Origin of the sequence: Clostridium sp. DSM 17811, assembly GCF_018861905.1 — a bacterium.
Classification (GTDB): Bacteria; Bacillota; Clostridia; order Clostridiales; family Clostridiaceae; genus Clostridium_AD; species Clostridium_AD frigoriphilum.
Genome location: NZ_JAHLDU010000013.1, coordinates 34,984 through 59,552, shown reverse-complemented (window position 1 = coordinate 59,552; position 24,569 = coordinate 34,984). Strand labels below are relative to the sequence as shown.

21 protein-coding genes and 1 pseudogene are annotated in these 24,569 nt (G+C 29.5%); 15 read left to right on the top strand and 7 right to left on the bottom strand.

Annotation, left to right across the window (positions count from 1 at the left end; all coding sequences use genetic code 11):
• Window positions 1-165 precede the first annotated feature (165 nt).
• The 7 genes and pseudogenes from KPL44_RS15885 to KPL44_RS15855 all read left to right on the top strand — a co-directional run.
• Window positions 166-432: pseudogene (locus tag KPL44_RS15885) on the top strand (hypothetical protein); the annotation flags it as partial.
• A gap of 452 nt (window positions 433-884) precedes the next feature.
• Window positions 885-1,136, top strand: a complete 252-nt coding sequence (locus tag KPL44_RS15880; RefSeq protein ID WP_216252285.1) for a hypothetical protein — start codon at window positions 885-887, stop codon at window positions 1,134-1,136.
• Between the two features lie 277 nt (window positions 1,137-1,413).
• Window positions 1,414-2,139 carry a YfjL-like protein gene (locus KPL44_RS15875; RefSeq protein ID WP_216252283.1) on the top strand — a complete coding sequence of 242 codons (726 nt, stop codon included), beginning with the start codon at window positions 1,414-1,416 and terminating at the stop codon, window positions 2,137-2,139.
• Window positions 2,140-2,394: 255 nt separating this feature from the next.
• On the top strand, window positions 2,395-2,577 hold the full coding sequence (locus KPL44_RS15870) for a hypothetical protein (protein ID WP_216252282.1): 183 nt from the start codon (window positions 2,395-2,397) through the stop codon (window positions 2,575-2,577).
• Window positions 2,578-2,859: 282 nt separating this feature from the next.
• Complete coding sequence (locus KPL44_RS15865) at window positions 2,860-4,812, top strand: serine hydrolase domain-containing protein (protein ID WP_216252280.1); 1,953 nt, start codon at window positions 2,860-2,862, stop codon at window positions 4,810-4,812.
• A gap of 74 nt (window positions 4,813-4,886) precedes the next feature.
• Entirely contained in the window at window positions 4,887-5,582 is a 696-nt protein-coding gene (locus KPL44_RS15860; protein ID WP_216252278.1) for a response regulator transcription factor, read from the top strand.
• Window positions 5,572-6,666 carry a sensor histidine kinase gene (locus KPL44_RS15855; RefSeq protein WP_216252276.1) on the top strand — a complete coding sequence of 365 codons (1,095 nt, stop codon included), beginning with the start codon at window positions 5,572-5,574 and terminating at the stop codon, window positions 6,664-6,666. The genes KPL44_RS15860 and KPL44_RS15855 overlap by 11 nt, the downstream gene beginning before the upstream one ends.
• 5 nt (window positions 6,667-6,671) lie before the next feature.
• On the opposite strand, the gene KPL44_RS15850 is transcribed toward KPL44_RS15855, so the two are convergent.
• Entirely contained in the window at window positions 6,672-8,510 is a 1,839-nt protein-coding gene (locus KPL44_RS15850) for a sensor histidine kinase (protein ID WP_216252267.1), read from the bottom strand.
• A 297-nt stretch (window positions 8,511-8,807) separates the two neighbouring features.
• Here KPL44_RS15850 and KPL44_RS15845 point away from each other — a divergent pair, with 297 nt between their 5' ends.
• From KPL44_RS15845 to KPL44_RS15825, 5 genes are all read left to right on the top strand, one after another.
• Window positions 8,808-9,986 carry a hypothetical protein gene (locus tag KPL44_RS15845; RefSeq protein WP_216252265.1) on the top strand — a complete coding sequence of 393 codons (1,179 nt, stop codon included), beginning with the start codon at window positions 8,808-8,810 and terminating at the stop codon, window positions 9,984-9,986.
• Between the two features lie 346 nt (window positions 9,987-10,332).
• On the top strand, window positions 10,333-11,649 hold the full coding sequence (locus KPL44_RS15840; RefSeq protein ID WP_216252365.1) for a 2-isopropylmalate synthase: 1,317 nt from the start codon (window positions 10,333-10,335) through the stop codon (window positions 11,647-11,649).
• A 52-nt stretch (window positions 11,650-11,701) separates the two neighbouring features.
• Complete coding sequence (locus KPL44_RS15835) at window positions 11,702-13,636, top strand: aconitate hydratase (RefSeq protein ID WP_216252263.1); 1,935 nt, start codon at window positions 11,702-11,704, stop codon at window positions 13,634-13,636.
• A 4-nt stretch (window positions 13,637-13,640) separates the two neighbouring features.
• Entirely contained in the window at window positions 13,641-14,654 is a 1,014-nt protein-coding gene (locus KPL44_RS15830; protein WP_216252262.1) for an isocitrate/isopropylmalate dehydrogenase family protein, read from the top strand.
• Window positions 14,655-14,855: 201 nt separating this feature from the next.
• On the top strand, window positions 14,856-15,536 hold the full coding sequence (locus tag KPL44_RS15825; protein ID WP_216252260.1) for a pseudouridine synthase: 681 nt from the start codon (window positions 14,856-14,858) through the stop codon (window positions 15,534-15,536).
• Between the two features lie 56 nt (window positions 15,537-15,592).
• Here KPL44_RS15825 and KPL44_RS15820 read toward each other — a convergent pair whose 3' ends face one another.
• Window positions 15,593-15,913 carry a DUF1540 domain-containing protein gene (locus KPL44_RS15820; RefSeq protein WP_216252258.1) on the bottom strand — a complete coding sequence of 107 codons (321 nt, stop codon included), beginning with the start codon at window positions 15,911-15,913 and terminating at the stop codon, window positions 15,593-15,595.
• Between the two features lie 623 nt (window positions 15,914-16,536).
• Between KPL44_RS15820 and KPL44_RS15815 the strand changes: the two genes are divergently transcribed.
• Complete coding sequence (locus KPL44_RS15815) at window positions 16,537-16,989, top strand: hypothetical protein (protein WP_224616830.1); 453 nt, start codon at window positions 16,537-16,539, stop codon at window positions 16,987-16,989.
• Between the two features lie 42 nt (window positions 16,990-17,031).
• Here the strand turns inward: KPL44_RS15815 and KPL44_RS15810 are convergent, their stop codons facing one another.
• A complete protein-coding gene (locus KPL44_RS15810) occupies window positions 17,032-17,811 on the bottom strand; it encodes a 3'-5' exonuclease (RefSeq protein ID WP_216252256.1) in 780 nt (259 codons plus the stop codon).
• 229 nt (window positions 17,812-18,040) lie between these two features.
• Here KPL44_RS15810 and KPL44_RS15805 point away from each other — a divergent pair, with 229 nt between their 5' ends.
• A complete protein-coding gene (locus KPL44_RS15805; RefSeq protein ID WP_216252254.1) occupies window positions 18,041-20,209 on the top strand; it encodes a DNA topoisomerase III in 2,169 nt (722 codons plus the stop codon).
• 118 nt (window positions 20,210-20,327) lie between these two features.
• Here KPL44_RS15805 and KPL44_RS15800 read toward each other — a convergent pair whose 3' ends face one another.
• The 4 genes from KPL44_RS15800 to KPL44_RS15785 form a co-directional block, all read right to left on the bottom strand.
• Window positions 20,328-21,053 (bottom strand): LytR/AlgR family response regulator transcription factor, encoded by a 726-nt coding sequence (locus KPL44_RS15800; protein WP_216252252.1) that lies wholly within the window; start codon window positions 21,051-21,053, stop codon window positions 20,328-20,330.
• 17 nt (window positions 21,054-21,070) lie between these two features.
• On the bottom strand, window positions 21,071-21,823 hold the full coding sequence (locus KPL44_RS15795) for a GHKL domain-containing protein (protein WP_216252250.1): 753 nt from the start codon (window positions 21,821-21,823) through the stop codon (window positions 21,071-21,073).
• 668 nt (window positions 21,824-22,491) lie between these two features.
• Entirely contained in the window at window positions 22,492-22,668 is a 177-nt protein-coding gene (locus tag KPL44_RS15790) for a cyclic lactone autoinducer peptide (RefSeq protein ID WP_216252248.1), read from the bottom strand.
• Complete coding sequence (locus KPL44_RS15785) at window positions 22,649-23,242, bottom strand: accessory gene regulator B family protein (protein ID WP_216252246.1); 594 nt, start codon at window positions 23,240-23,242, stop codon at window positions 22,649-22,651. The genes KPL44_RS15790 and KPL44_RS15785 overlap by 20 nt, the downstream gene beginning before the upstream one ends.
• 368 nt (window positions 23,243-23,610) lie before the next feature.
• Here KPL44_RS15785 and KPL44_RS15780 point away from each other — a divergent pair, with 368 nt between their 5' ends.
• Complete coding sequence (locus KPL44_RS15780) at window positions 23,611-24,402, top strand: right-handed parallel beta-helix repeat-containing protein (RefSeq protein ID WP_216252244.1); 792 nt, start codon at window positions 23,611-23,613, stop codon at window positions 24,400-24,402.
• Window positions 24,403-24,569: the final 167 nt, after the last annotated feature.

The window sequence follows — 24,569 nt, the reverse complement described above, 5'->3', positions numbered from 1 at the left end:
CAGCGGACTTAATATAATATTTAATAATTTAAAAAAATATGCCCTAAATACCTTCAATGGGTATTCTATCTGTTTGATTTTTAGTATGAGGTTAATTCTTTTTATGTGTAAAAAATAGCAAGCTCAGGCAAGCCTTTGCAAAGACCCCAGGGGTGTTTATTTTGATGGGATGATATAGGAACGTTTGCAGCACTTTCAAGATTTCTAAGTAACTTACGTGGTAACAATGTTTTGGGTAATACATTTATGGAAGAGAGCGAAAACTGCGCAGTATTTGGTAAAGATAGATTGATAATTGGATTTGGTATAAAGGATCTTATAATTGTTGATGCAGGAGATGTAATACTTGTAATGGATAAAAATAAGGATCAGGAGATTAAGCATTTAGTTAATGAACTTAAAGAAAGTAAAGAAACGGAGAAATATATATAAAAAGGTTTTAAAAAGCTCCACTTGGGTGTTTTGGCCTAGGTGGAGCTTTTTAAGGTAGATAAAAATGATTGTTGAGAAAAGGTAAGAGAAATAATTGAAGAGGTAAAAGTATTTAGAGGTAAATTTGAAAACATAAAATCTGCAAAAATTGAATTAGTGAGAGGTATTTAATAATTAATATTAATAGAGAATTGACTTCACTTGATTTAGTTGTTATCTATTCTTTTATATATAACAGATTTAAATTTAAATCTAATTATTTAATTTAGTATATTTAAGAAAGTAGTATTAATATAAAATACAATCAATATTAAGAACTAATTGAAAGGTGATGCATTTATGACAAGGATTGAATTTATAAAAAAACACTAGTGCAAGCGGAAAAAGAAAGAAGTAGTTTGGGGTGGACCGTTGCGATTGCAGTATGAGTTATTTTTAGAGATAGCGAGATATTGGAATTAACTTTTGGAGGAGAGGTTGAAGACATTATTCATTCATTATCATTTCCCAATAACGATAAAAAATATATTCCAACACTTGGTGGGAGAATATGGTGGAAAGATATAGAAATTAAAAATGGTTTCACAGTTCAACAAAATATGCTATCAAAGCATTACAGAATTTTGGCTAACAATCATAGAAGAACATGTTTTTCTTTTGAACTTGAATATATAAATAAAAGGCTTAAGGAGCTTACCGACTAATATTAATAAGACTACTAAATTATTTAATTGAATTTTATAAATATAAAAAATTGAAGGAGTAAAAGATGAAAAAGCAAAGTTTATTTAAGAGGGAGAAAAAATGGAAAACAAGAGAACCTTAATAACTATTTTATCTGTTGTAATTACAATTATATCTTTAGTGATGTTAATTATTACTGTTATATCTGTTAAAGGCACTAAATTGGAATAATCACATGAAGCACTTTATAATATGGTATATTTGTATTGAGGTTAAAAGGACGTATGGGGGGTATTTATGATGGATAAGGATTCAAAGTGCAACAATATAATAACAATTATATTAGTTGTTATATCTGTATTTGTAGTAATATTTGGTTATTCAATTTTCAATGGAATACCTTTTGGAAAATATATTGCTAAAGCAAAAATAGAAAATTATGTGAAGCAAGTGTATAACATAACGGATGTCTCAATACCAAAATATAATATTGAAAACTCCGACTATTACGCAATAATACAAAAAAATAGTAACTTTGAGATAACATACAATCTTAGAAATAATACGATTGATGATGAGAGAGTACAAAATGCATATAGTAAACAGCTTGTAAATGAATACGATAAACTTAAAAAGTCATACAATGTAAAAATTAGATTGCCATTTACAGTTGAAATTTATACTACAATTATAGCAAAGGGGAATTATTCACGTAATTTTTTAAAAATCCCATGCTATCAAAAGATTGATTTTATGGAACTTGCAAATTACCAGAAGATTTCATCTGCTAATAGCATTAAAATGCCTGCCGTAATAACCAAAGATGTATTGAATAAGTTAAGTAACGTATTTAACATTACATCAACTCGAGTTAGGTATACAGATTTAAATGGGGTTTATGAGATTAATGTAATTGGTAAGGATAAACTTACTGTAGATGAAATGCAAAAACATACAACTAAGATGGCTAGAACAAGTGAGAGTGAGAGGGATAGGAAATTAATACATGAGTTGAATAAGTAGAATAAAAATAATTCCGATATTGGAACGAACTTTAGTAATCGTAAGAGGCGATGGGAGAAGGCATATACAGCTTTTTCGAAGTTGAATTATTATAGACAATTTGATATAATATCTCATACGTAGATACATGTATTTTATGGAACTAAATAGGAAACCTCACTAACAACATTCATATTCGAGTTTGGCAATTAATTGAACATTAAATGTCAATAAGGTATAATGAAATATATATTATAGCGGTGAGGAGTGGAAAAAATGACAGATAAACAAAAATTAATAATTTTATTAGATGATTTTGAATTAGGATACACCAATGAAGATAATAACATTGTACTTAAGGAAGGCAATGAGAACGTAATAGGTCGTGGCGGATATGGGGCTACATTCATATTTGAAAAAGACAATTCTTTTGATGCATTAAAAATTCATAAAAAATAAATAAGGTTATGACTAAAGCATTACTTATTTAGGGTAGCTTAGTTATTATACTATTATCAATTAGAAGCTGAAAGGCTTCTTTTTTTGTTTCTTATATTTTCAATAACACTAAAGATTTTTAACAATAGAGCAAAGATTGCTAAGGATACTACTACAATATCATTGATTAATATGATGTTATGTTTTTATATATAAATTTTAATTTTTCGTAAGAAAAAAGTTAAAACTAAAGATTTATCTTGATGTAAAATTTAAGTATAGAACATCAAGGAGTTGGAATTTATGAAGAAGAAAGCAGAACGATTTATGGCAATATTATTGAGCGTTATGTTTATAAGCCTAGGTTTACCTAGTAATAGTTTCGGAAAGGAAATAGAGAAGAGACAGGAAGTCAATAAGGAACATATAGACGTAAATAATAGCAAAGATCTAGAAAAATTTTCAGATGATTTTTTTGAGAAGAATATGAAGGAATATTCAGTTCCAGGAGTTGCTATATCTGTTGTTAAGGATGGCAAAGAAGTATTTAAAAAGGGGTATGGGTACAGTAATATAGAAGAAAAAGTATTAGTAAATCCAGATAAAACTGTTTTCCCAGCAGCATCAATAAGCAAATTATTTACTGCAACTGCTATAATGCAACTATATGAAGAGGGAAAATTAGATTTAAATAAAAATATTGATAATTATATAAATCCTTACAAGATTATTAATAATTATAAGGAACCAGTAACTTGTAGTAATTTATTAACTCATTCTAGCGGAGTTGATGAAGCCAGTGAACTTAACGGCAGTACGAGAGATGAAAAGTTAATAAAATCACAGGAATATTATATGGATACACATATTCCTAAGGTAGTAAGAGAGCCTAACGCTGTTAGTAGGTATTGTAACGAGGGGTATAACCTTCTAGGATATATTGTAGAAAAAGTATCTGGTATTACTTATGAAGAATATGTAAAGAAAAATATATTAGAAACTTTAAAAATGGATAGTAGCTTAACTCGGTTAAAAAATAGTAATACAGCTAAGGGATATGAATTTATAAAGGGAACTTATAATGAAATACCATTAGCTTATCAATATACATCAGGCTCTTCAGGAATGAATGTAACAGTTAAAGATATGGAAAACTTTATGATAGCTCACTTAAATAATGGACAATTTAAAGAAAACAGGATTTTAAAGGAAGAAACATCAATAAAAATGAAAGATAAGCAATTTTCCAATAGTGATTCTTTACCTGGAATGGGCTATGGGTTTATAAGGAGTAACAGAAATGGGCAGGAAATAATAAAGCATGAAGGTGCATTGCCAGGATATACGAGCACATTATTTTTAATTCCAAAGGAGAAATTAGGAATATACGTGGCAACCAACTCTTTAAATCCACTGCCTTTTAACTTTGAAGAAGAATTTTTAAATTATTTTTACCCTAGTACCAGTAATACATTTAATAAAATAAAAAAAAATAAAACTAAAGATTTTAGTAGATATGAAGGCATATATAGAAACTATGATGGAATATCAAAAAGTAACATTATGAAAATCGGGTTCTTATTTGATTCTTCTATGGATATGAGAATTACAGATAATAAGGACGGTACATTAACTCTTAAGGAATATACTCTTGCTAAGGAGGAAATTACCACAACTATTATTGAAAAGAAAGATGGAGTATTTGCAAGGAAAGATGGACGAGGAGATTTTGCATTTAAGATAAATGACAATGGTAAAGTAAACTATGCATTTAATGATGTAAGCCATAATTCCTTTGAAAAGATAAGCTTTTTCCAAACAAGAACTTTTAATATAACCATATTTATTATAGCCATGGTTGTATTCATTATAAATATAATTGGGATAATGGTTTTGTTTATAAAGAGGAAGCTTAAACAAATAGGTCACAAAAGTTGTAGGAGTATTAAATTAATTAGGACAGTAAACTTAATTATTGGGGTGCTTAATATAGGTGGAATGGTAGGAGCAACTATAATAGCAATGGTTATGGTTAGTATTAATGATTTTAAATTTGCATATTTACTTTATATATTTTTAGGAGCTCTAATAGCATCAACGGTTTTAAGTATTTGCGGATTATTTATTCTAATATATACATGGGTTAAAAAAGTAGGAGAAAAATCAGAAAAAAGATATTTTGCTTTTTTAACAATTGTTAATTTTATCTTTATATGGTTTATATACTATTTTAATTTTTTAGGATTTAAAATATAGCCAGGGACATTAATTATTTGAGAATATGATATAATTTTATCAAAAATAGTTATTTAATGGGAGAGGTAGAGGGTATGTTTAACATATTGATTGTAGATGATGAAGTAGAAATAATTGAACTTATGGAAGTATACCTACTAAATGATGGGTATAAAGTATTTAAAGCTACAAACGGTATAGATGCACTTAATATAATTAATAATGAGAAGATTCACCTTGTGATTTTAGACATAATGATGCCAGGAATAGATGGACTACAGGTTTGTATAAAGATTAGAAAAGAGCATAATATCCCAATTATAATGGTTAGTGCAAAGGGACAAGATATAGATAAAATACAGGGATTATCTATAGGGGCAGATGATTATATGGTAAAACCATTTAACGCAATGGAACTAATTGCAAGAGTAAAAGCTCAAATAAGAAGGTCTGTATATTTTAATGAAAATCACAAATTATTTGATAATGAAGAGGTTATTGAAATAAAAGGGATTACTATAAATAAAAGAAAACATAAAGTTAATTTATTTGGTGTGGAGCTAAAATTAACGCCAACAGAATATGAGATATTGTTACTATTAGCAAGTAATGTGGGCAAAGTATTTAATGCAGAGGAGATATTTAAAGAGATTTGGAAGGAAAAGTATTTTGAAGGAAATAATACTGTCATGGTTCACATATGGAGATTAAGAGAGAAATTAGAGGATAATCCGAGGGAACCTAAAATTGTAGAAACGGTCTGGGGAGTTGGATATAAAATTGAAGAATAATAGCATTAAATATAATATACTTATAAATTTTTTTATAGCTATATTGATCTCTATAATATTAACATTAGTTGGAGTTTTTTTAGTAATTATGTTGATACATATTTTATGTAAAGGTATATATGCGAAATTTATTAATTATTATAATACAAATAGGTTAGTTATGGTAGGTTTTAGTATAGGGATTTTTGTAGTTTTTATAGTGCTAATGTGCTTTATATTTATTAAAAGAATGAATAAAACTACTGATTATATAGAAGAAATATCACATAATTTAAATATAATATCTAAGGGGAATATGGATATAAATATACCTATTAGAACAAAGACTGAGTTAGGGAATTTAGCTTCAAATGTTAATAAAATGGCATGTAGTATAAAAGAACTTATGAAGAAAGAAAAAGTGTGGGAAAAGCAGAAGAATAACTTGATAACAAATTTATCTCATGATTTAAGGACTCCACTTACATCTGTTATTGGATTTTTAGAGTTAATTGAAAAGGGTAATTATAAAAATAATGATGAGTTACATCATTATTGTGAAGTTTCATTAAGTAAAGCAAAGGAATTAAAGAGTTCTGTAGAACAACTTTTTGAGTTTACAAGGATAAGTAATGGAGATATAAATTTAAATAAATCCAATATATACCTGCAACAATTGATAGAACAAGCTACCATTGGATTTATACCATCTTTTGAAGAAGCTGGTATGGAATATAAAATATCTTCAAAAGATGTAGGATTAACAATAAATGGAGATGCTATTTTGCTAGTTAGAGCCTTTGAAAATATAATATCTAATGCAATTAAATATGGTAGTGAGGGGAAATATCTAGATGTAAATATAGAAAAGGAAAATAATATGGTTGTAGTTAGATTTGTAAATTATGGCGATATAATAGAAGAAGAAAATTTGAAGAATTTATTTCAAAGATTATATAGGGTAGAAAAACATTGTAATAAAAAAGAAGGAACTGGACTTGGGCTCGCAATTGTAAAGACAATAGTAGAATTACATAATGGCAATATAGAGGTTGCAAGCTCTAAGGAAAGAACAGAATTTAAAATAAAACTACCATTTAATTAACAGTTTCAATCGTATATGTCTGAAAACTCTATCTGTAGCCTCTCTATATCACTTACTTTTGCTATATTTGCATCTAAAATAAACGGTTGATTCTCTGGTAAACCTGTCTCAGGAAGGTCTATTATAAATTCACTGCCCCTACCATATCGGCTCTCAACTCTAATTGTTCCACCATGCATCTCAACAAGAGATTTTACAAGAGAAAGACCGATGCCACTCCCCTCTCTGTCTCTTGAAAGAGATTTATCTACCTGTACAAATCTTTCAAAAATAGACGATTTCATATCAGTGGGAATTCCAACACCTGTGTCTTTTACAGATACCGATATACCCCAATCTTTCTCTGCAATGCTCACAAATATGTTTCCTCCTAGCGGAGTGAATTTTATTGCATTTGAAAGAATATTTAATATTATTCTTTCAATTTTATCTGCATCACAAACCATTATTTTATCTTCAATGTCAGTATCAAAAATAAGTTCCAACCCTTTACGTTCAGCATAAGCGGTTACGGACAGCGTTATGTCTTCAATAATAGCTACAATATTTTCATTTTTTAATTTAAGATTGAAATATCTTGCATCAATTTTGGTAATATCGATTAAATTGTTTACTAACCTTAACAATCTATAACTGTTTTGCTTCATTATTTTATAATATTTCTTTAATTTCATTTTATTATCAACGGTAGGGTGATTCATTTCATCCAAATTTAGTAATTGCAATGCGCTAAGAAGTACATTTATTGGTGTCCTGAGTTCGTGTGATATATTGCAAAAAAAATTATTCCTTAACTTGTCATATTCAACTGCATCATTTATAAGCTTATTTTGATCGGCAATTTTCAACTTAAGATTCTCAGAGGTTTTACGTTCTGAAATATTTCTTACCACACTAAGTATGCACCAATTGCCTTCATATTTAATAGCACTAGAGTATATTTCAACATCTATAATACAGCCATCGTATTTTATAAATTTTTCTTCAATTAAAGGTGCTGATACTTTATTATCTAGTATATTTCTAAACCTTTTAAGTACAATTTCACGATATTCATCGGGGACAACATCGAATACGCTTTTACCTATAATATCTCTAAAATCATTAAGACTTACCAAGTTCTCTACAGCTTTATTTACAAATATTGCTTTATAATTTGAATTTATAATATATACTCCCTCATGAATGCTATTTAGAATGTATGAGAGTTGCTGTTTGGCTGACGTATGATCGACAAACTGTATATTTGTGTTCGCAAGTAGTAAAGTTGATTTCCTTCTTTCGCATTCCAAACGCCATTCGACTATGCTTTTTTCTATAAACATACTAAAAAAATCCAGTCCTACAAAAATGTAATCGTAAGGAATATTTACATATTCTGAAAATTTATGAAGGTTTTCTAAACTATCATCACAAACTCCTGTATCTAGGAATTTAATTTTCACTTGTTCTTTATTAAAGCCTAAAATTTGAATGTTTTTTTCCCAATCTCTAAGCCAACCTGGTGTAACAAGATATGATTTTTCACTTATAAAATGAGCAATTATATCTATATTAGTAAATAATTCAAAACAGTATTCAAGTCTATGTATTTTACACTTTTCACTATCAATAACCATCTTATTTAAGCTTGTACAGCATTTGCCACCAATAATAATTATTTTATTACAGGTTACTTGACAACTTTTAATTGCTTCTAGCTGCTCATTTTGTCCAATATTTCCATAGATACACGTTGGTGTAAATTCTAAAATTTCAATATTTTTAATATTATTATTCTTTATTATAAATTTAAGTTCTTCAGAAAAAAATTTACAAATAATTATGCCTAATTTTTCATTCATTATTTATTTCACCCATTCTAAAATATATTTACCTTTTTTATCGCATTCCTTTATTATACCTTACAATCCATATAATGTATTGAATATTGCTATATTTATTTTTGAAAAATATATAAAATATGGGATGAAAATGTTCACACCAAGGCATGAAAGGAATTATGATTGATAAGTAATATTCATATTATAGTTACAAAACACACGAAAGTAACATGTTGTTGACACATTGTTGACATAACAGGTGATTATAATAAAAGTATAGACATTAACAAAAAAATAAATTAGTGAGGAGCAAATAATATGAAAAGTGTAGCTTTAAGAACTAAAATAATAACTGGAATAATAACCGGGGGCATGCTTTTATCCTCTGTTAGTCTAGCTTTTGCAACAGGTGTTAAATCAACAAAGGCTGATGTGAAGACGCCTTCAAAAATTGAGGTTAAACAACCTAAAGCTGAATTAGAATCAACACTAAAATTGGGTGTTAGTACAGGGATCATTACACAGACTGAAAGTGACAAAATTTTAGCATATGAAAATAGTAAAACTGCAGATAAAACAGTTAAAATTAACATATATAAAGACTTGGTTGATAATAATATATTGACTCAGGCTAAGGCTGATGCACTAAAGGCTAGTCAGCAGGTTCAAAGGGATGCGCAAAGACAAAAGAATTTAGATACTAAATTAGCAAAACTTGTAACTGATGGAACTATAACTCAGGATCAATCAGATAAAATTAAAGCAGCTATAGTTTCTGAGGAAGCTGCAAACAAAGTTGAAAAGGAAAAGACTAAAACTATGACTGAGGCAGAACGAAAGGCATATATGGATAGCAACAAGACCACTCATACAAGTGCTTTAAAAGCTCTTGTTGATGCAGGAACTATAACACAGGCTCAAGCTGATAAAGTGGGACCTATTGGTGCAGTTGGTGGTCCTGGTGAACACGGAAAAGATATGAAAGGAGGAGTTAAACTAGAATCAACACTTAAATTAGGTGTTAGTTCAAATATTATTACGCAGAGTGAAAGTGATAAAGTTTTAGCATATGAAAAGACTAAAACCACAGATAATACAATAAAAACTAATGTATATAAAGACTTAGTGGATAACAACATATTGACTCAGGCAAAGGTTGATGCTCTAAAAGCTGCTGAAAAGGCTCAAATGGATACTCAGAGGCAAGCGAAAACGGATACCAAATTAGCAAAGCTTGTAACAGATAAAACTATAACTCAGGATCAATCAGATAAAATTAAAGCAGCTATAGTTACGCAGGAAGCTGCAAACACAGCAGAAATGGAAAAGATAAAAACTATGACTGATGCAGAGCGCAAATCATACATGCATAGTAACAAGGGTACTCATATAGGTGCTTTAAAAGCTCTTGTAGATGCAGGAACTATAACACAGGCTCAAGCTGATAAAGTAGTCCCTAGTGCTAACAATCACATGGCAGGTCTAAAGATTAAATAGCTAAATTTGAAAATTAAGATATAAGTAAAAGGAGCATACGACGGGAAACCTGGGTATGCTCTTTTTGTTTAATTTCCATAAGAATTACTATTTTGATAAATGGTGGGTATACTCTATAATGTTGCAAAATATCTTTACAAAACTGTTCAGAAGCTATATAATTAGCATTAAATGAAATTTTAATACATATAACATTCATATATTCTAGAATTATGTGCAGTGGCTAAAGATGCAAATAAGGAAGGACTAAGAAGGGGGAGAATAAGTGAATAAGTTTAAATTAACAAATAATAATGAGTCTAAGATTGCAACGAATGATTTTAAGTTAGTGAATGAAAAGCAGCCTATGTTGTTTAAAGATATATTCCCATACTCAGAAATTCCTAAGGTTGTTTTTGGAGGTCAGCAGATTCCAATGTCTATACCTGATGATATTTGGATTACGGATACTACATTCAGAGATGGTCAACAGTCTATGGATACTTATACTGAAAAGCAAATAGTTAAAATATTTGATTATTTACACAAACTTGATAATAATTCGGGTATAATTAGACAAACAGAGTTCTTTTTATATACGCAAAAAGATAGAAACGCTGCTAGGAAATGTTTAGAAAGAGGATATGAATTTCCAGAGGTAACATCATGGATAAGAGCTAATAAAGAAGATTTTAAGCTTGTTAAAGATATGGGACTTAAGGAAACGGGAATGCTTATGTCCTGTTCTGATTATCATATATTCAAAAAGCTTAATAAAACAAGGCAAGAGGCAATGGACTTATATGTTTCATTGGTAGAAGAAGCATTAGAAAATGGAATAATTCCAAGATGCCATCTTGAAGATATAACTAGAGCTGATTTCTTTGGTTTTGTTATACCGCTAGTGCAAAGACTTATGGAACTATCTAAGAAATCTGGTATTAAGATAAAAATTAGGGCATGTGATACATTAGGACTTGGATTGCCGTACTCTGGTACGGAATTACCAAGAAGTGTACCACAAATCATTAATGGATTAATAAAGTATGGCGGAGTGCCCTCGGAATATCTTGAATGGCATGGACATAATGATTTTTATAATGTAGTTTCCAATGCTACTACAGCATGGCTTCATGGATGTTCTGCAATAAACACCTCACTTTTCGGTATTGGTGAGAGAACAGGTAATTGTCCACTTGAAGCAATGATTGTAGAATATGGTCAAATAAGAGGAAATGTAAAAAATATGAATCTTAAGCTTATAAGTGAAATTGGACAATATTTTGAAGGTGAGTTTAAATATAGTATTCCACCTAGGACACCTTATGTGGGTAGTGAATTTAATGTTACAAGAGCTGGGATTCATGCAGATGGAATATTAAAGGATGAGGAAATATACAATATCTTTGATACTGAAAAAATATTAGGTAGGCCAATTATTGTGGCAGTCAACGAACACTCGGGGCATGCAGGTATTGCAGCTTGGGTTAATACTTATTATAGATTAAAAGATTTAGATAAAATTGATAAAAAAGATGAAAGAATTAATGTTATAAAAGATTGGGTAGATAAGCAATATGAGACTGGAAGAAGCACTGTAATGAAAAGTGAAGAATTAGAATTAATTACAAAAAAAATTATTCCACAATTAAGTACAAAAAAACATAACACTGAGGAATTTTGATATATGTTAAAGATTATAGTCTATATTTACATTTAAAAAATGGAGGGATATTATGGCATATACTGCTGCGCAAAAAATAATTAAAGCTCATTTGGTTAAGGGAGAAATGATCACAGATACTGAGATTGCAATTAAGATAGATCAAACCTTAACTCAAGATTCTACAGGTACAATGGCTTATCTACAATTTGAAGCTATGGGAATTGATAAAGTTCAAACTAAAAAATCTGTTGCTTATATAGACCATAACATTTTACAAACTGGACCAGAAAATGCAGATGACCATTTATATATTCAGACTGTTGCAAAAAAACATGGCATATATTTTTCTAAACCAGGTAATGGTATTTGTCATCAAGTCCATTTAGAAAGATTTGGAGTTCCAGGAGAAACTTTACTTGGTTCGGATAGTCATACTCCAACTGGTGGCGGAATAGGAATGCTTGCTATTGGAGCAGGAGGATTAGATGTAGCTGTTGCAATGGGTGGTGGAGAATATTATATAACAATGCCTAAAATTGTAAAGGTTAATTTATCAGGAAAGCTTAGCCCTTGGGTTGCAGCTAAAGATATAATACTTGAAGTATTAAGACGTTTAACAGTTAAGGGTGGAGTTAACAAAATATTTGAATATGCAGGAGATGGATTAAAAACTCTAAGCGTACCTGATAGGGCAACAATTACAAATATGGGTGCAGAACTCGGTGCTACAACTTCAATTTTTCCTAGTGATGACATAACATATAAATTTTTAAAAGCGCAACATAGAGAAGAAGATTTTGTAGAGCTTAAAGCGGACGATGGAGCAGTATATGATGAGACGGTTGAAATAGATTTAAGTAAAATAGAACCTCTTGTTGCTTGTCCTCATAGCCCAGATAAGGTAGTTCTTGTATCATCATTAAAGGATATAAAGGTAGATCAAGTATTAATAGGAAGCTGCACTAATTCATCGTATGTTGATATGATGAAAGTGTCAAAAATACTCCTAGGTAAAACTATACCTGAAGATATGTCTCTTGCTATTGCACCAGGATCAAAACAAGTTTTGAATATGTTATCTAAAAACGGTGGACTTGGAGATATGATTGACGCCGGTGCAAGAATACTTGAAAGTGCATGTGGTCCATGTATAGGAATGGGTCAAGCGCCTTCAACTGGTGCAGTGTCCCTTAGAACATTTAATAGAAACTTCAAAGGTAGATCTGGCACAACATCTGCTAATGTTTATATTGTAAGCCCAGAAGTTGCAGTCGCATCAGCACTTACAGGGTATATTACAGATCCTAGAGAACTTGGAGAAGCAGTTATTGTGGATATGCCAGAAGAATTTGTTATTAATGATAATTTAATAATAAGGCCAGCAGAAGATGGAAAAGATATAATAGTTAAAAGAGGCCCAAATATAAAACCATTCCCTAAAGCAAAAGAGTTAATAGGAAATGTTACAGGTAAAGTTCTAACTAAATTAGGGGATAATATTACAACGGATGATATAATGCCATCTAATGCAAAATTACTTCCATTTAGATCTAATATTCCGTACCTTGCAGAGTTTTGTTTAACACCTAGCGATGCAGAGTTTCCAGCAAAAGCTAAAAAATATGATGGTGGAATAATAGTTGCAGGATCAAACTATGGTCAAGGATCAAGTAGAGAACATGCAGCACTTGCACCACTATATTTAGGAGTTAAGGTTGTTCTTACAAAATCTTTTGCAAGAATTCATAAAGCTAATTTAATTAATAATGCTATAATTCCATTGGTATTTAAGGACGTTAAAGATTATGAAAATATAGATATGATGGATGAATTAGTAATTGAAGATGCAGCAAATCAGATAAAAAAAGGTTTGGTTATTGTAAAAAACATAACAAAAGGATCAGAGTATGAAACTCTTCCTGAAGTAACTCAAAGAGAAAAAGAGATGCTTATACACGGTGGATTAATAAATCTTATGAAAAATAAGAAAAAGGTAGGTGCTTAGAAGAATGAAGCATAACATTACACTTATACCAGGAGACGGAATTGGACCAGAAGTAACCACAGCTACCGTTAAAATACTAGAAAAAAGCGGAGTTGAAATCAATTGGGAAATAGTACGTATGGGCGCAGAAGTTATAGAAGAGTTTGATACTCCTATGCCACCTTACGTTTTAGAGAGCATTAAAAAGAATAAGGTTGCACTTAAAGGACCCGTAACTACACCTGTAGGTAAGGGATTTAAAAGTGTTAATGTCACATTAAGACAGGAATTGAATCTTTATGCAAATATTAGGCCGATAAGGACATTTGAAGGGGTTCCTTCAAGATTTGAGAATGTAGACCTAATAATAGTAAGAGAAAATAGTGAGGATTTGTATGCAGGTATAGAGCATATGATTACAGACGACATTGCTGAGAGTATAAAGATAATAAGTAAAAAGGCTAGTGATAGAATTGTAGAATATGCTTTTAAAATAGCAAAAGAGCAAAATAGAAAAGAAGTTATAGCTGTTCATAAAGCAAATATTATGAAGCTTTCTGATGGATTGTTTTTAAGATGCGCAAGAAATGTTGCAGCTACTCATAAAGATATTGCATTTGGAGATGTTATAGTTGATGCTATGAGCATGAAACTTGTTATGAATCCAGAGAAATATGATGTGCTTGTTATGCCTAATTTATATGGAGATATACTCTCTGATATGGCAGCAGGTTTAGTTGGTGGTCTAGGACTAGTGCCAGGAGCAAACATTGGCGAAGAAGGTGCAGTGTTTGAACCAGCTCATGGGTCTGCTCCAGATATAGCAGGGCAGAACATAGCAAACCCAACTGCTTGTATTCTATCTAGTGTAATGATGCTAAGATATATAGGAGAAGCAGAGGCTGCAAATAAAATAGAAAAAGCTGTAGAAGCTGTTCTTAAAGAAGGAAAACATTTAACTTGCGATTTAGGTGGTAAAACTGGAACAATTGAGTTTACGCAAGTTGTAATTGATAAAATGCTAGAACAAACTAATTAATAGTTGTAAATCTTAATATATAAAAATAACTCATGAGCAGATTGCTTATGAGTTATTTTTTTGGGGAAACTATAGGGTGTTATGATGTATAATGACTATAAGAAAGTTTAAAATGTATATGGATATTTGTAGATATATATAGATATATAGATAAATGTAAACATATATCTATATTTTATAATGAAAGGATAAAGAGGTATTATGAGAATAAATAAACTTCTTAGTAATTATGGTATTTGCTCAAGAACGGGAGCAAATAAACTTATTGAGGAAAATAGAATAATCGTAAATGGGAAGTTTTGTACCCCTGGACAGTGGGTAGCGGAAGAGGATAATATTCTTCTTGATAATAAGAATGTTTTGATGAGAGATAAAATTTATATTGCACTTAATAAACCAGTTGGAATTACATGCACTGCAGAAAAAACAGTATCTAGCAATATAATTGATTTTATGAACTATCCAGAATACATATTTCCAGTTGGTAGATTAGATAAGTTATCTCAGGGGCTAATACTTATGACTAATGATGGTGAACTTGCAAATAATATTTTAGAATCTAAAAATGAACATGAGAAAGAATATATAGTAACTGTAAATAAGTCGTATGACAATAACTTCATTGAAGGCATGTCAAAAGGAGTTCAAATTTGCGGTATTAACACAAAAACCTGCAAAGTTAGTAGAATATCGGAGAATACTTTTCGAATTATTCTAACGCAAGGATTAAATAAACAAATTCGCAGAATGAGCAAAACTTTTGGATATACAGTTGTAAGATTAGAGCGTATTCGAATTGTTGATATAAAAGTTGATGGGATAGAGACAGGCAAGTGGCGTTACCTCACAAAGAAAGAGATAATAGAATTAAGGAATAGTTAAAAGGATACCTTAGCTTCAATACTAAGGTATCCTTATTTTTTATGAAAGTTATATAATCATTTAGTTTCAAAAGTTAAGCAGTCAGTCTCAGAGTACAGATTAACATTTTCACCATTAACTTCTATAGATTTAGCACTACATAGTTCATTAGAGTTATATATGCAAGTACCTACATTACAAGAAATTACATCACATCCATTACTATTAGAATGTACTATATTTGTAAGATCGCTATAGACAACACTATCTAAAAAAGAGGCGCAACAAGTATCAGAGTCTTTTCTAGCATTTTTCCCACCAACATTTATGATATTAGCGTAACATGTGTTTTCATTATTATGGGAGCAATTTAAAACACCACAGTTGATTTTTGACATAAAATCTCCTCCTTAATATATCTCCTAAGAAGTTTAACCTAAAAGGTAATAAAATATTTATAATAAAAAATATTATTTTATTTTAAAAGAATATTAAATTTTTTATTATAAATTCAGTAATTTAGTCAGTGAGTGTGTTATAATTAAAATAATGTAGTAAAATAAACATGCGTGTTATCGAGAAAAATGAGTTGTTATTAAAAAAATTAGGGAAATATTAAAATTATATATGATTTTAAATCCCGTACAAGGCATATTAAAAAAATAGGCTAGCATGCTGACTGGTTATTTTTTGATGATGCCTAAAATGAAGAAAGAGGTGTCTTATCATAAAAAACGAAAATGAAATTAAAAAAGAAACTATTAAAGTTGAAAATAAAAAAGAAACTCCAAAAGTAGAAGTTAAATTAAACAAATACCAAACTCTAGAAGATATAACATTTTTAAAAATACTTAAAAAAGATGGCACAACCATTGATTGTAAAATAGATACTGAAGATTTACAAAGGGTATTAGAAAAAGGTCGTTGGTTTGCAGAGTGGAATAAAGATTTTAATAATTTCTTAGCACAAAATCTAGGTACTTATTATATCGAAGAAAAGAAATATAGAAGAAAGCAAAGTTTGCAATCATTTATATTAGAAGTTCATCCAAAAGCACCTGTAAGACATATTAATGGGGATACTCTAGATAATAGAAAATCCAACTTAGAAGTATATGATCAAAACACAATGAATAGTTATGAAGGAATAGATGAAGAGTCTGTTGCTGTAATATTAAGAGACAGATATGGTAAAGAGAAAGCAAGAACAATAATCGATAAAGAAGATTTAAATAGAGTAATTAACAATGGTTATACATGGGTTCTATTTAAAAAAGACACAGAGCCTTATGCTGTAGCAAATACTCCAGAAGGAAAAATATATTTGAATAGATTTATAATGAGTACAACAGAAGATATGATTACTCATCCTATAAACCTTAATACATTGGATAATAGAAAAGCTAATTTAGAAAATAAAAATCCAAATATAGAAAATGTTGAAAATGCAGTAAGTGAAGAAACAGAAAACTAATAATTATAAAAAATCAGTATAGAAGATAATTCTATACTGATTTTATTTTTTTTGTTTTATTTCTGGATCGATTTTAATCTGAAATTGATTTGTTTTACCCATAATATAAGCTAGTTTAATAATAGACTTTTCATCAATGCTCATTTCTCTCTTGAACATTTTCTCAAATTGATCCGTTAAACTAGGAAGGTCGATTTTGTAATTTTGGACACTTAATCTATTTAATCCTTTAACTTTAGGTATGTATATGTTAGGTTTTATTTCTTTGTTATAAATTTTCTTAAAAACTTCAGTAGTATAGAAAGCGTCATTAAAAGCATCATGGAATTGACTTTCTATAGGTACACTAAGTAGTTTAGCTGCATTACCTAGCCCAATGTTAATTCCTTTTTTGCAATCAAGCGCAGTAGATGCATAGGATTGTATGTCGATGTATTCTGAAGGCGATGGCAAGGGCTCTAACTCATAAAACTCTATATTACGAAATAATTCCTTTATATCGGCAATTCCCCAGACACATAATATACTTCTATCACTTTTAATAAAACTCGAAAAATCTTCATACATTTTTTCGAAAGATATGCCTTTATTAAGTTCCTCCATAGTTATACCAGTAAGTTCCCTTACAAATGGATTGAGCGTAGTATAAATTTCTGGTTTTACTATTACATCAAAAGTTCCAATAGTCTCAAAATGGTCATTTAGTTTTATGGCGCCTATTTGAATTATTTCAAAGGGGCATTTAGGATTATTTAAACTTTTAGTTCCTTTTGCAAAGTTGTAGCCTTGGTTAAATTCTAAATCAAATACAATATAATTCATTCAATTACCTCTAAACTTATTTAATAGTATATAGTATAGTCTTTAATAGTGGATGTTATGATATTAAATATTATATCATTTATGGCAATGAAAAACACCTTGGTAGTTTGGCCTTTGGTAATAAAAAATTGAACAATGGGTATAAAGTAGTTTATAATAAATAGAGTGGCTACATTTGATATTAGGAAAAATAACTAAATTATTTGAAATACGAGAGGAAGTTTTATATATGGGAAAGACATTGGTCTTAGCAGAAAAACCATCAGTTGGTAAAGAACTTGCTAAGTTTTTAAATTGTACTCAAGGTGGAAATGGATATTTAATGGGATCAAAATATATTGTAACATGGGCACTAGGACATCTCGTTACTTTAGCAGATCCAGAGGCATATGATGAAAAATATAAAAGTTGGAGAATAGAAGACCTTCCAATGCTACCAAAGGATCTAAAACTGGTGGTTATTAAGGAAACATCGAAGCAGTATAAGGTTGTACACGAACTCCTTAAAAGAGCAGATGTAGATGAACTTGTTATTGCTACAGATTCTGGGCGTGAAGGAGAACTTGTAGCACGTTGGATCATTCAGAAAGCAGGATTTAGAAAACCTATAAAGAGGCTTTGGATATCATCTCAAACAGAAAAAGCAATAAGAGATGGATTTAACAATCTTAAACCAGGAAAAGAGTATGAGAACTTATTTTGGGCAGCGCAATCAAGAGCTCAAGCAGATTGGCTTATCGGCCTCAATGTTACAAGGGCATTAACTTGTAAATATAATGCTCAATTATCAGCAGGAAGGGTTCAAACACCTACATTAGCTCTTATTGTTGAGAGAGAAAATGAAATAAAGAAATTCATTCCAAAGGATTACTGGACAGTAAATGGAAAGGTAAATGATTTTACAGTTCATTGGTCAAGTAAAAATGGAGACTCACGTACATTTGATAAGCAAAAGGCAGAAGATGTCGCAGCTAAGGTAAACAATCAAATGGGAAAAGTAGTTGAGCTAAACAAAGCTTCTAAAAAAGAGCTTCCTCCACTTGCATATGATTTAACAGAGCTTCAAAGAGATGCAAATAGGAAATTTGGATATTCTGCAAAACAAACTCTTAACCAAATGCAGAGGTTATATGAAAATCATAAGATATTATCTTATCCAAGAACAGATTCAAGGCATATTACAACTGATATAGTACCTACATTACTTGATAGGTTAAAGAGCATAGCTATAGGACCATATGAGAAAGCTGCAAGAAGCATAATAAAAGGTAGAATACATACTACTAGTAGACTTGTGGATAATAGCAAGGTATCAGATCATCATGCAATAATTCCAACTGAGCAACATGTAGATTTATCAAGCTTAAATAGAGAAGAGAAAAATATTTATGATTTAGTTGTAAAAAGGTTCTTAGAAGTTCTTAGTCAACCTTTTGAGTATGAGCAAACCACTTTAGTTATAAATGTTAAGGGTGAAAGATTTTCTGCAAAAGGTAAAATAGTTAAATCAAAGGGATGGAAAGAAATAAGTAGTTCAGGCGCTAACGAAGATAAGGATCAATCACTTCCACCAATTAATAAGGGGGAAGATGTTAAACTTACTTCAGTTAGGTCTGTTAATGAGAAGACTAAGCCACCTGCTAGATATAATGAGGCAACGCTACTTACTGCTATGGAGCATCCAGGAAAGAATATAGAGGATGATAGTTTAAGGGAAGCTTTAGATAATACATCAGGACTTGGAACTCCAGCAACTCGTGCGGATGTAATTGAAAAACTATTTAATACCTTCTATATGGAGAGAAAAGGCAAGGATATTCATCCTACTTCAAAAGGAATACAGTTAATAGGGTTAGTTCCTAAGGATTTAAAATCACCAGAGCTTACTGCTAAATGGGAAAAACAATTACAACTTATTGGTAAAGGAAAAGCTAATTCTATGAGTTTTGTAAAAGAAATGAGAGAATATGCATCAAAACTTGTAGGTAACGTTGTGGCCTCTACAGAGGCATATAAGCATGATAACGCAACAAGGGTGAAATGCCCAGACTGTGGTAAGAATCTTCTTGAGGTTAGCGGTAAGAGAGGAAAAATGCTGGTTTGCCCAGATAGGGACTGTGGATATCGTAAGGGAGTTTCACAGATGTCAAATGCACGTTGTCCTACTTGTCACAAGAAAATGGAGATTAGAGGCGATGGAGACAATAAGATATTTGTTTGTGGTTGTGGATATAGAGAAAAACTCTCAGCCTTCAACAAACGTCGTGAATCAGAGAAAAGTGCTTTAAACAAAAAGGATGTTAGTAGATTCTTAAATCAGCAGAATAAGAAAGATGAACCTGTCAATTCTGGAAATTCTGCTATGGCTGAGGCGTTTGCTAAGTTAAATTTAAAATAGCTGGTGCCACCCACGTGGCGAGTGGCATGTGTAAAATAATGAAAAATAACACAACGTATAAGTTTTCTATTTATACGTTGTGTTATTTTTATTAAATGTAAAGATATAAATGGAGCTATTAGTTTAATAATAATTTTATCTTACGAGCAGATATTAAGCATTCTTGATTATTAATCATACGAAGCATACTGCTTTTTTTATCAATTTCTTTTATATTATCTTTATTTACAATAAAAGATTTATGGCACCTGAAAAATCTTTTATCAACAATATTTTCGACGTCCTTCATCTGCGCATAAAATTCAATGCGTCTATCTATAGTATTGATTACTATTTTATGGATTGTACTCGATGTTTCAAAAAATAATATTTCACTTAATTTAATATTAATTATTTTGTCTCCACTCTTAATGGTGAAGATCTTTTGTTTTTCATTAGAATTTAAGGTATATTTTTTATTAGCGTTTAATATACACTGCTGCACTCTATTTTTAATATCGTTGAAATTATCCTTTATTATATAATCCATTGCTTCAACTTTATAGATAAAAGTTAGATAACTCATTTCTGAATGGGTAGTTATAAAGATTATAAATCCCTCAGGGTCATATTCCCTAATCTCTTCTGCTAATTGTATGCCATTAATGCGAGTGTTTAAATCTACATCTAAGAAATATAGACCAGTGTATTTATTAGATTTAACATATTCTAATATATCATCTGGATTTCCTGTAACTACAGCAGTTTCCATATCTAAATTTTCAATCATAATTATATCATCAATAATATTAGATATTTTATCTCTATGATTTTTAATATCTTCACAAATAAATACCTTTATCATATTTATAACACTATCCTTTATTTTAAGACTTCTATATTTTGAATGAATTCGTTATCTTTAATTGAAGTATCTAAAGAAACATTACTGTAGGAATTAATAATTTCTTTTAAATTGTTAAGGCCTAAACCTCTATTTTTACCTTTAGTTGAAAATTCCTTTTCAAAAAGCTTATATATTGGTGGAGTATTTTCAAGGCATTGATTAATTACGATTATGATTACGGATCTTTTTTTATTTATAATGGCGAATTTTATAATAGGATTTTCACAATCTCCAGAAGCTTCTATTGCATTATCTAGAATTATTCCAATTATTTTGCAAATATCTATTATATCTATATTTATATCTTCTATGGGATCCATTATATCGATAAAAACATTTATCTCTTTGTGCTGAGCAGTTATTAATTTTGAGGAAACAACCCCTTTTATTTCTGGTATTTTTATATTTTGAAGTAATCCTAGTTTAAAATTCTTTTTTTCAAAGCTTGTACCAATAGGAATTATTTTATTATCAAAATAACGTCGAAGGCCCTGCATATCGTTTTTGTCCATATATCCTACCATGGAGGTTAGTACATTTATGTGATCATGTCTAAATTTTCTGGTTTCATTATATAAAATTTCTAGTGTTTCGGTATATTCTTTTAAATCAGCTAGTTGTCTTTTTTTGTTAGCAATTTGCAGTTCTTTTTTTGCGTTAGTTATAAATGAATAACCTATTAAACCAAAAATAATAAAATATGAAAAAAACAGAAAACCAATTATCATTAATGTATAATTAGACAAAGTATTTATTTTGGTTAATAATATCGTTAAATAATATATAAGGAAAATCAAAAGCAAACCCAACATACAAGATATTGAAAATATACTATTGAGATTATAATTTTTTATGTTGGGTTTGCTTTTTAATAAATACTTGGATATGTTAGTTATGAAATAGGATACAATAAATATTAAAATATGATATAAAAAATAGGGTAGGCGAGTGTGGACAATACCTTCTAAATTTAAATTTAGTATCAATATACAAATGTTTAAACTTATACCATCACTTGCCCAATATATTAATATAGATACAATAGATAATGTTAAACTTAAATATAAATTTTTAGTTTTTATATAAATTAAAATTATTAAATATATAAGTATAGATGGTATTATCAGAGAAGTAAAGTGTATTAATGGTATAGTCATTAAAAATATTATTAATATGAATTTTATTAAATCATATAGAGTTAATTTTATTAAATTTAGATTATATACTGAACATATAATAATACAAATAATTGTAAATAAATATAGAGCAACCATTAAAAATCCTCCAACAACTCAAATAATAATATATTATAATATTTAGCATATCATACTTATTATCATAAACATAGAAAAAAACACTGCATTTTACATATTGCTACAGTGTTTTTTTAAAAATATTATTTATTTTTGTTAGCTTCTTCTTTTAATAACTCTATTGGGAATTTTGGTTCGCAAAATCCTACTACAGAACATTTACCCATTGAATGATCTGTAATTTTTATTGCAAGAGACCCTATTGATTTGGAAATTTTCTCTTCAAAATTACTAAAAAAACTAGTTTTCATATTTTTCATAATTTTTATACCTCCTACCACAAATTTTATAAATTAAAGGATGTATACTTATACATTCCATTAACGTTCCTAAAGTAATTAACGTTTTAATATTTCCATTATCTATAACCAAAGCTAATAACGATAACGTACAGCCTGATAAGAGAGAATCTCTCCTAAGGTTTCTTCTAAGTTTTTCACCTAAAATAGGTCTTGCTTCTGTATCCGAGGGTGCATATTTATATAAAATAAGTATAGATATAGTAAATAATAGTAATACCATATAATTGTTTAACATAATATATTTACTTATGTAAGGGGTGATTACGAAAGCGGCAATAGTAACTACTGTACAAACAATACTGTTCATAGCATGTAATCCAAACGCAGTTCTTCTTATGAAACAAAAACTAGAAATTATTATCAATGTAAAAAAAAATAAATTAAGAATATAAGATATAGAAATTACTATTAATAACTTGGAGACATTTATTAGAAAGATCTCAATACCTAATCTCATTTTTTCAAATTCTAAACCATTTTTTTTTGTATATTTATTTATTTTGTTGGCATATTTTATTGATAAATTTTCCATCTGATCACCTGCTTACATTATATCAAAAAAATGTTTGTATTTTTAATATTGTAATAAATAACACCATAAATGTAATTAACGTATTTTATTTAAACTTTTATATAAAAAATATTAGGTATTAAGTAATTAATGTAAACTTATTAAGTTTTAATTATTTGTAAAATATATTGAGAATGGCTTATATATGTCGTATGTTATCGAAATCTGTTATTTTATTATTACAATGGAATTTATAACATTTAAGGAGGTATAATCAAATTGTAAACGAGTTCATATGAGTCAATGATTTAAGTATGGTTTTTTTAATGAAATTTTTTATAAAGCCACACTTGGTCTTGAAATAATTAAATTTAAGGAGTGTGTATTAAATGAAGAACCGAGTAATTGCAATTCTCTCTGTTTTGGCATTAACTGCATCGATATCTATAGGAGGTGTACCATTAAAAGCAAATGCGGCTACTGATATTGCAACACTATTAGAAAAAGGTGGAACAATACCAGCTGGTAATTACAAACTTACTAGAGGTGTAAAGGTCACAAAGGATATAATTGCTAATAAAGTTGTAATTGATGCTTCTGGTTGTCCCAATGATACTATAGCTATAGTAGCTAACGCTAGTATAACAGGAATAACTATTAATAGTCCTCAAAGACAAGGAATTAGCATACAAGATTGTTCAGGTAAAACTTTAAAAAACTGCACAGTAACAAAGGCCAAATTTGCTGGTATTGAAGCTAAAAATAATGTTTCAAACATACTTATAGAGGGATGCGTATCAAACAACAATTATGATCCTGTAAACTCAGGTGAAAGTGCAGATGGTTTTGGAATAAAAAATGGAGCAAAAGATATCACTTTGAAAAATTGTTCAGCTTCAAGCAATAGTGATGACGGCTATGATACATATACGGCCGGTGCAAATATAACTTTTATTGGCTGTAAAGCAATTAATAGTGGATCGGGTGGTAGTGGAGATGGAAATGGTTTTAAATTAGGACCTAATGGTTCAAGTGGTGGGTTAATTACAGTTACAGGATGCACAGCTACTAACAATAAAGGCTGGGGATTTCTTAGAAATCATAACAAAGTAACTCCAAAACAATCTGGCAATATAGCAACTGGTAATCTTAAAGGTTCATTTAGCTGGATCTTAAACTAACAATTATAAAAGGGTAATACAGTATATAAGAGCTTTTATATGTTGTGTTATCTTTGTTATTCATTTTTAACTGTAATTATATGAAATTACGACATAATATTACATAATTTCCACCAATAAATAAACCGCAAAGCTAATTTAGATGTTAGTATAGGTATACAAAGAAA

What these genes read in the sequence shown, in the direction of transcription:
- KPL44_RS15875 (WP_216252283.1), top strand. Translation starts at nt 1,414, where the DNA reads ATGATGGATAAGGATTCAAAGTGCAACAATATAATAACAATTATATTA.
- KPL44_RS15870 (WP_216252282.1), top strand. Translation starts at nt 2,395, where the DNA reads ATGACAGATAAACAAAAATTAATAATTTTATTAGATGATTTTGAATTA.
- KPL44_RS15865 (WP_216252280.1), top strand. Translation starts at nt 2,860, where the DNA reads ATGAAGAAGAAAGCAGAACGATTTATGGCAATATTATTGAGCGTTATG.
- KPL44_RS15860 (WP_216252278.1), top strand. Translation starts at nt 4,887, where the DNA reads ATGTTTAACATATTGATTGTAGATGATGAAGTAGAAATAATTGAACTT.
- KPL44_RS15850 (WP_216252267.1), bottom strand. Translation starts at nt 8,510, where the DNA reads ATGAATGAAAAATTAGGCATAATTATTTGTAAATTTTTTTCTGAAGAA.
- KPL44_RS15845 (WP_216252265.1), top strand. Translation starts at nt 8,808, where the DNA reads ATGAAAAGTGTAGCTTTAAGAACTAAAATAATAACTGGAATAATAACC.
- KPL44_RS15840 (WP_216252365.1), top strand. Translation starts at nt 10,333, where the DNA reads ATGTTGTTTAAAGATATATTCCCATACTCAGAAATTCCTAAGGTTGTT.
- KPL44_RS15835 (WP_216252263.1), top strand. Translation starts at nt 11,702, where the DNA reads ATGGCATATACTGCTGCGCAAAAAATAATTAAAGCTCATTTGGTTAAG.
- KPL44_RS15830 (WP_216252262.1), top strand. Translation starts at nt 13,641, where the DNA reads ATGAAGCATAACATTACACTTATACCAGGAGACGGAATTGGACCAGAA.
- KPL44_RS15825 (WP_216252260.1), top strand. Translation starts at nt 14,856, where the DNA reads ATGAGAATAAATAAACTTCTTAGTAATTATGGTATTTGCTCAAGAACG.
- KPL44_RS15820 (WP_216252258.1), bottom strand. Translation starts at nt 15,913, where the DNA reads ATGTCAAAAATCAACTGTGGTGTTTTAAATTGCTCCCATAATAATGAA.
- KPL44_RS15810 (WP_216252256.1), bottom strand. Translation starts at nt 17,811, where the DNA reads ATGAATTATATTGTATTTGATTTAGAATTTAACCAAGGCTACAACTTT.
- KPL44_RS15805 (WP_216252254.1), top strand. Translation starts at nt 18,041, where the DNA reads ATGGGAAAGACATTGGTCTTAGCAGAAAAACCATCAGTTGGTAAAGAA.
- KPL44_RS15800 (WP_216252252.1), bottom strand. Translation starts at nt 21,053, where the DNA reads ATGATAAAGGTATTTATTTGTGAAGATATTAAAAATCATAGAGATAAA.
- KPL44_RS15795 (WP_216252250.1), bottom strand. Translation starts at nt 21,823, where the DNA reads ATGATAATTGGTTTTCTGTTTTTTTCATATTTTATTATTTTTGGTTTA.
- KPL44_RS15790 (WP_216252248.1), bottom strand. Translation starts at nt 22,668, where the DNA reads ATGAAAAATATGAAAACTAGTTTTTTTAGTAATTTTGAAGAGAAAATT.
- KPL44_RS15785 (WP_216252246.1), bottom strand. Translation starts at nt 23,242, where the DNA reads ATGGAAAATTTATCAATAAAATATGCCAACAAAATAAATAAATATACA.
- KPL44_RS15780 (WP_216252244.1), top strand. Translation starts at nt 23,611, where the DNA reads ATGAAGAACCGAGTAATTGCAATTCTCTCTGTTTTGGCATTAACTGCA.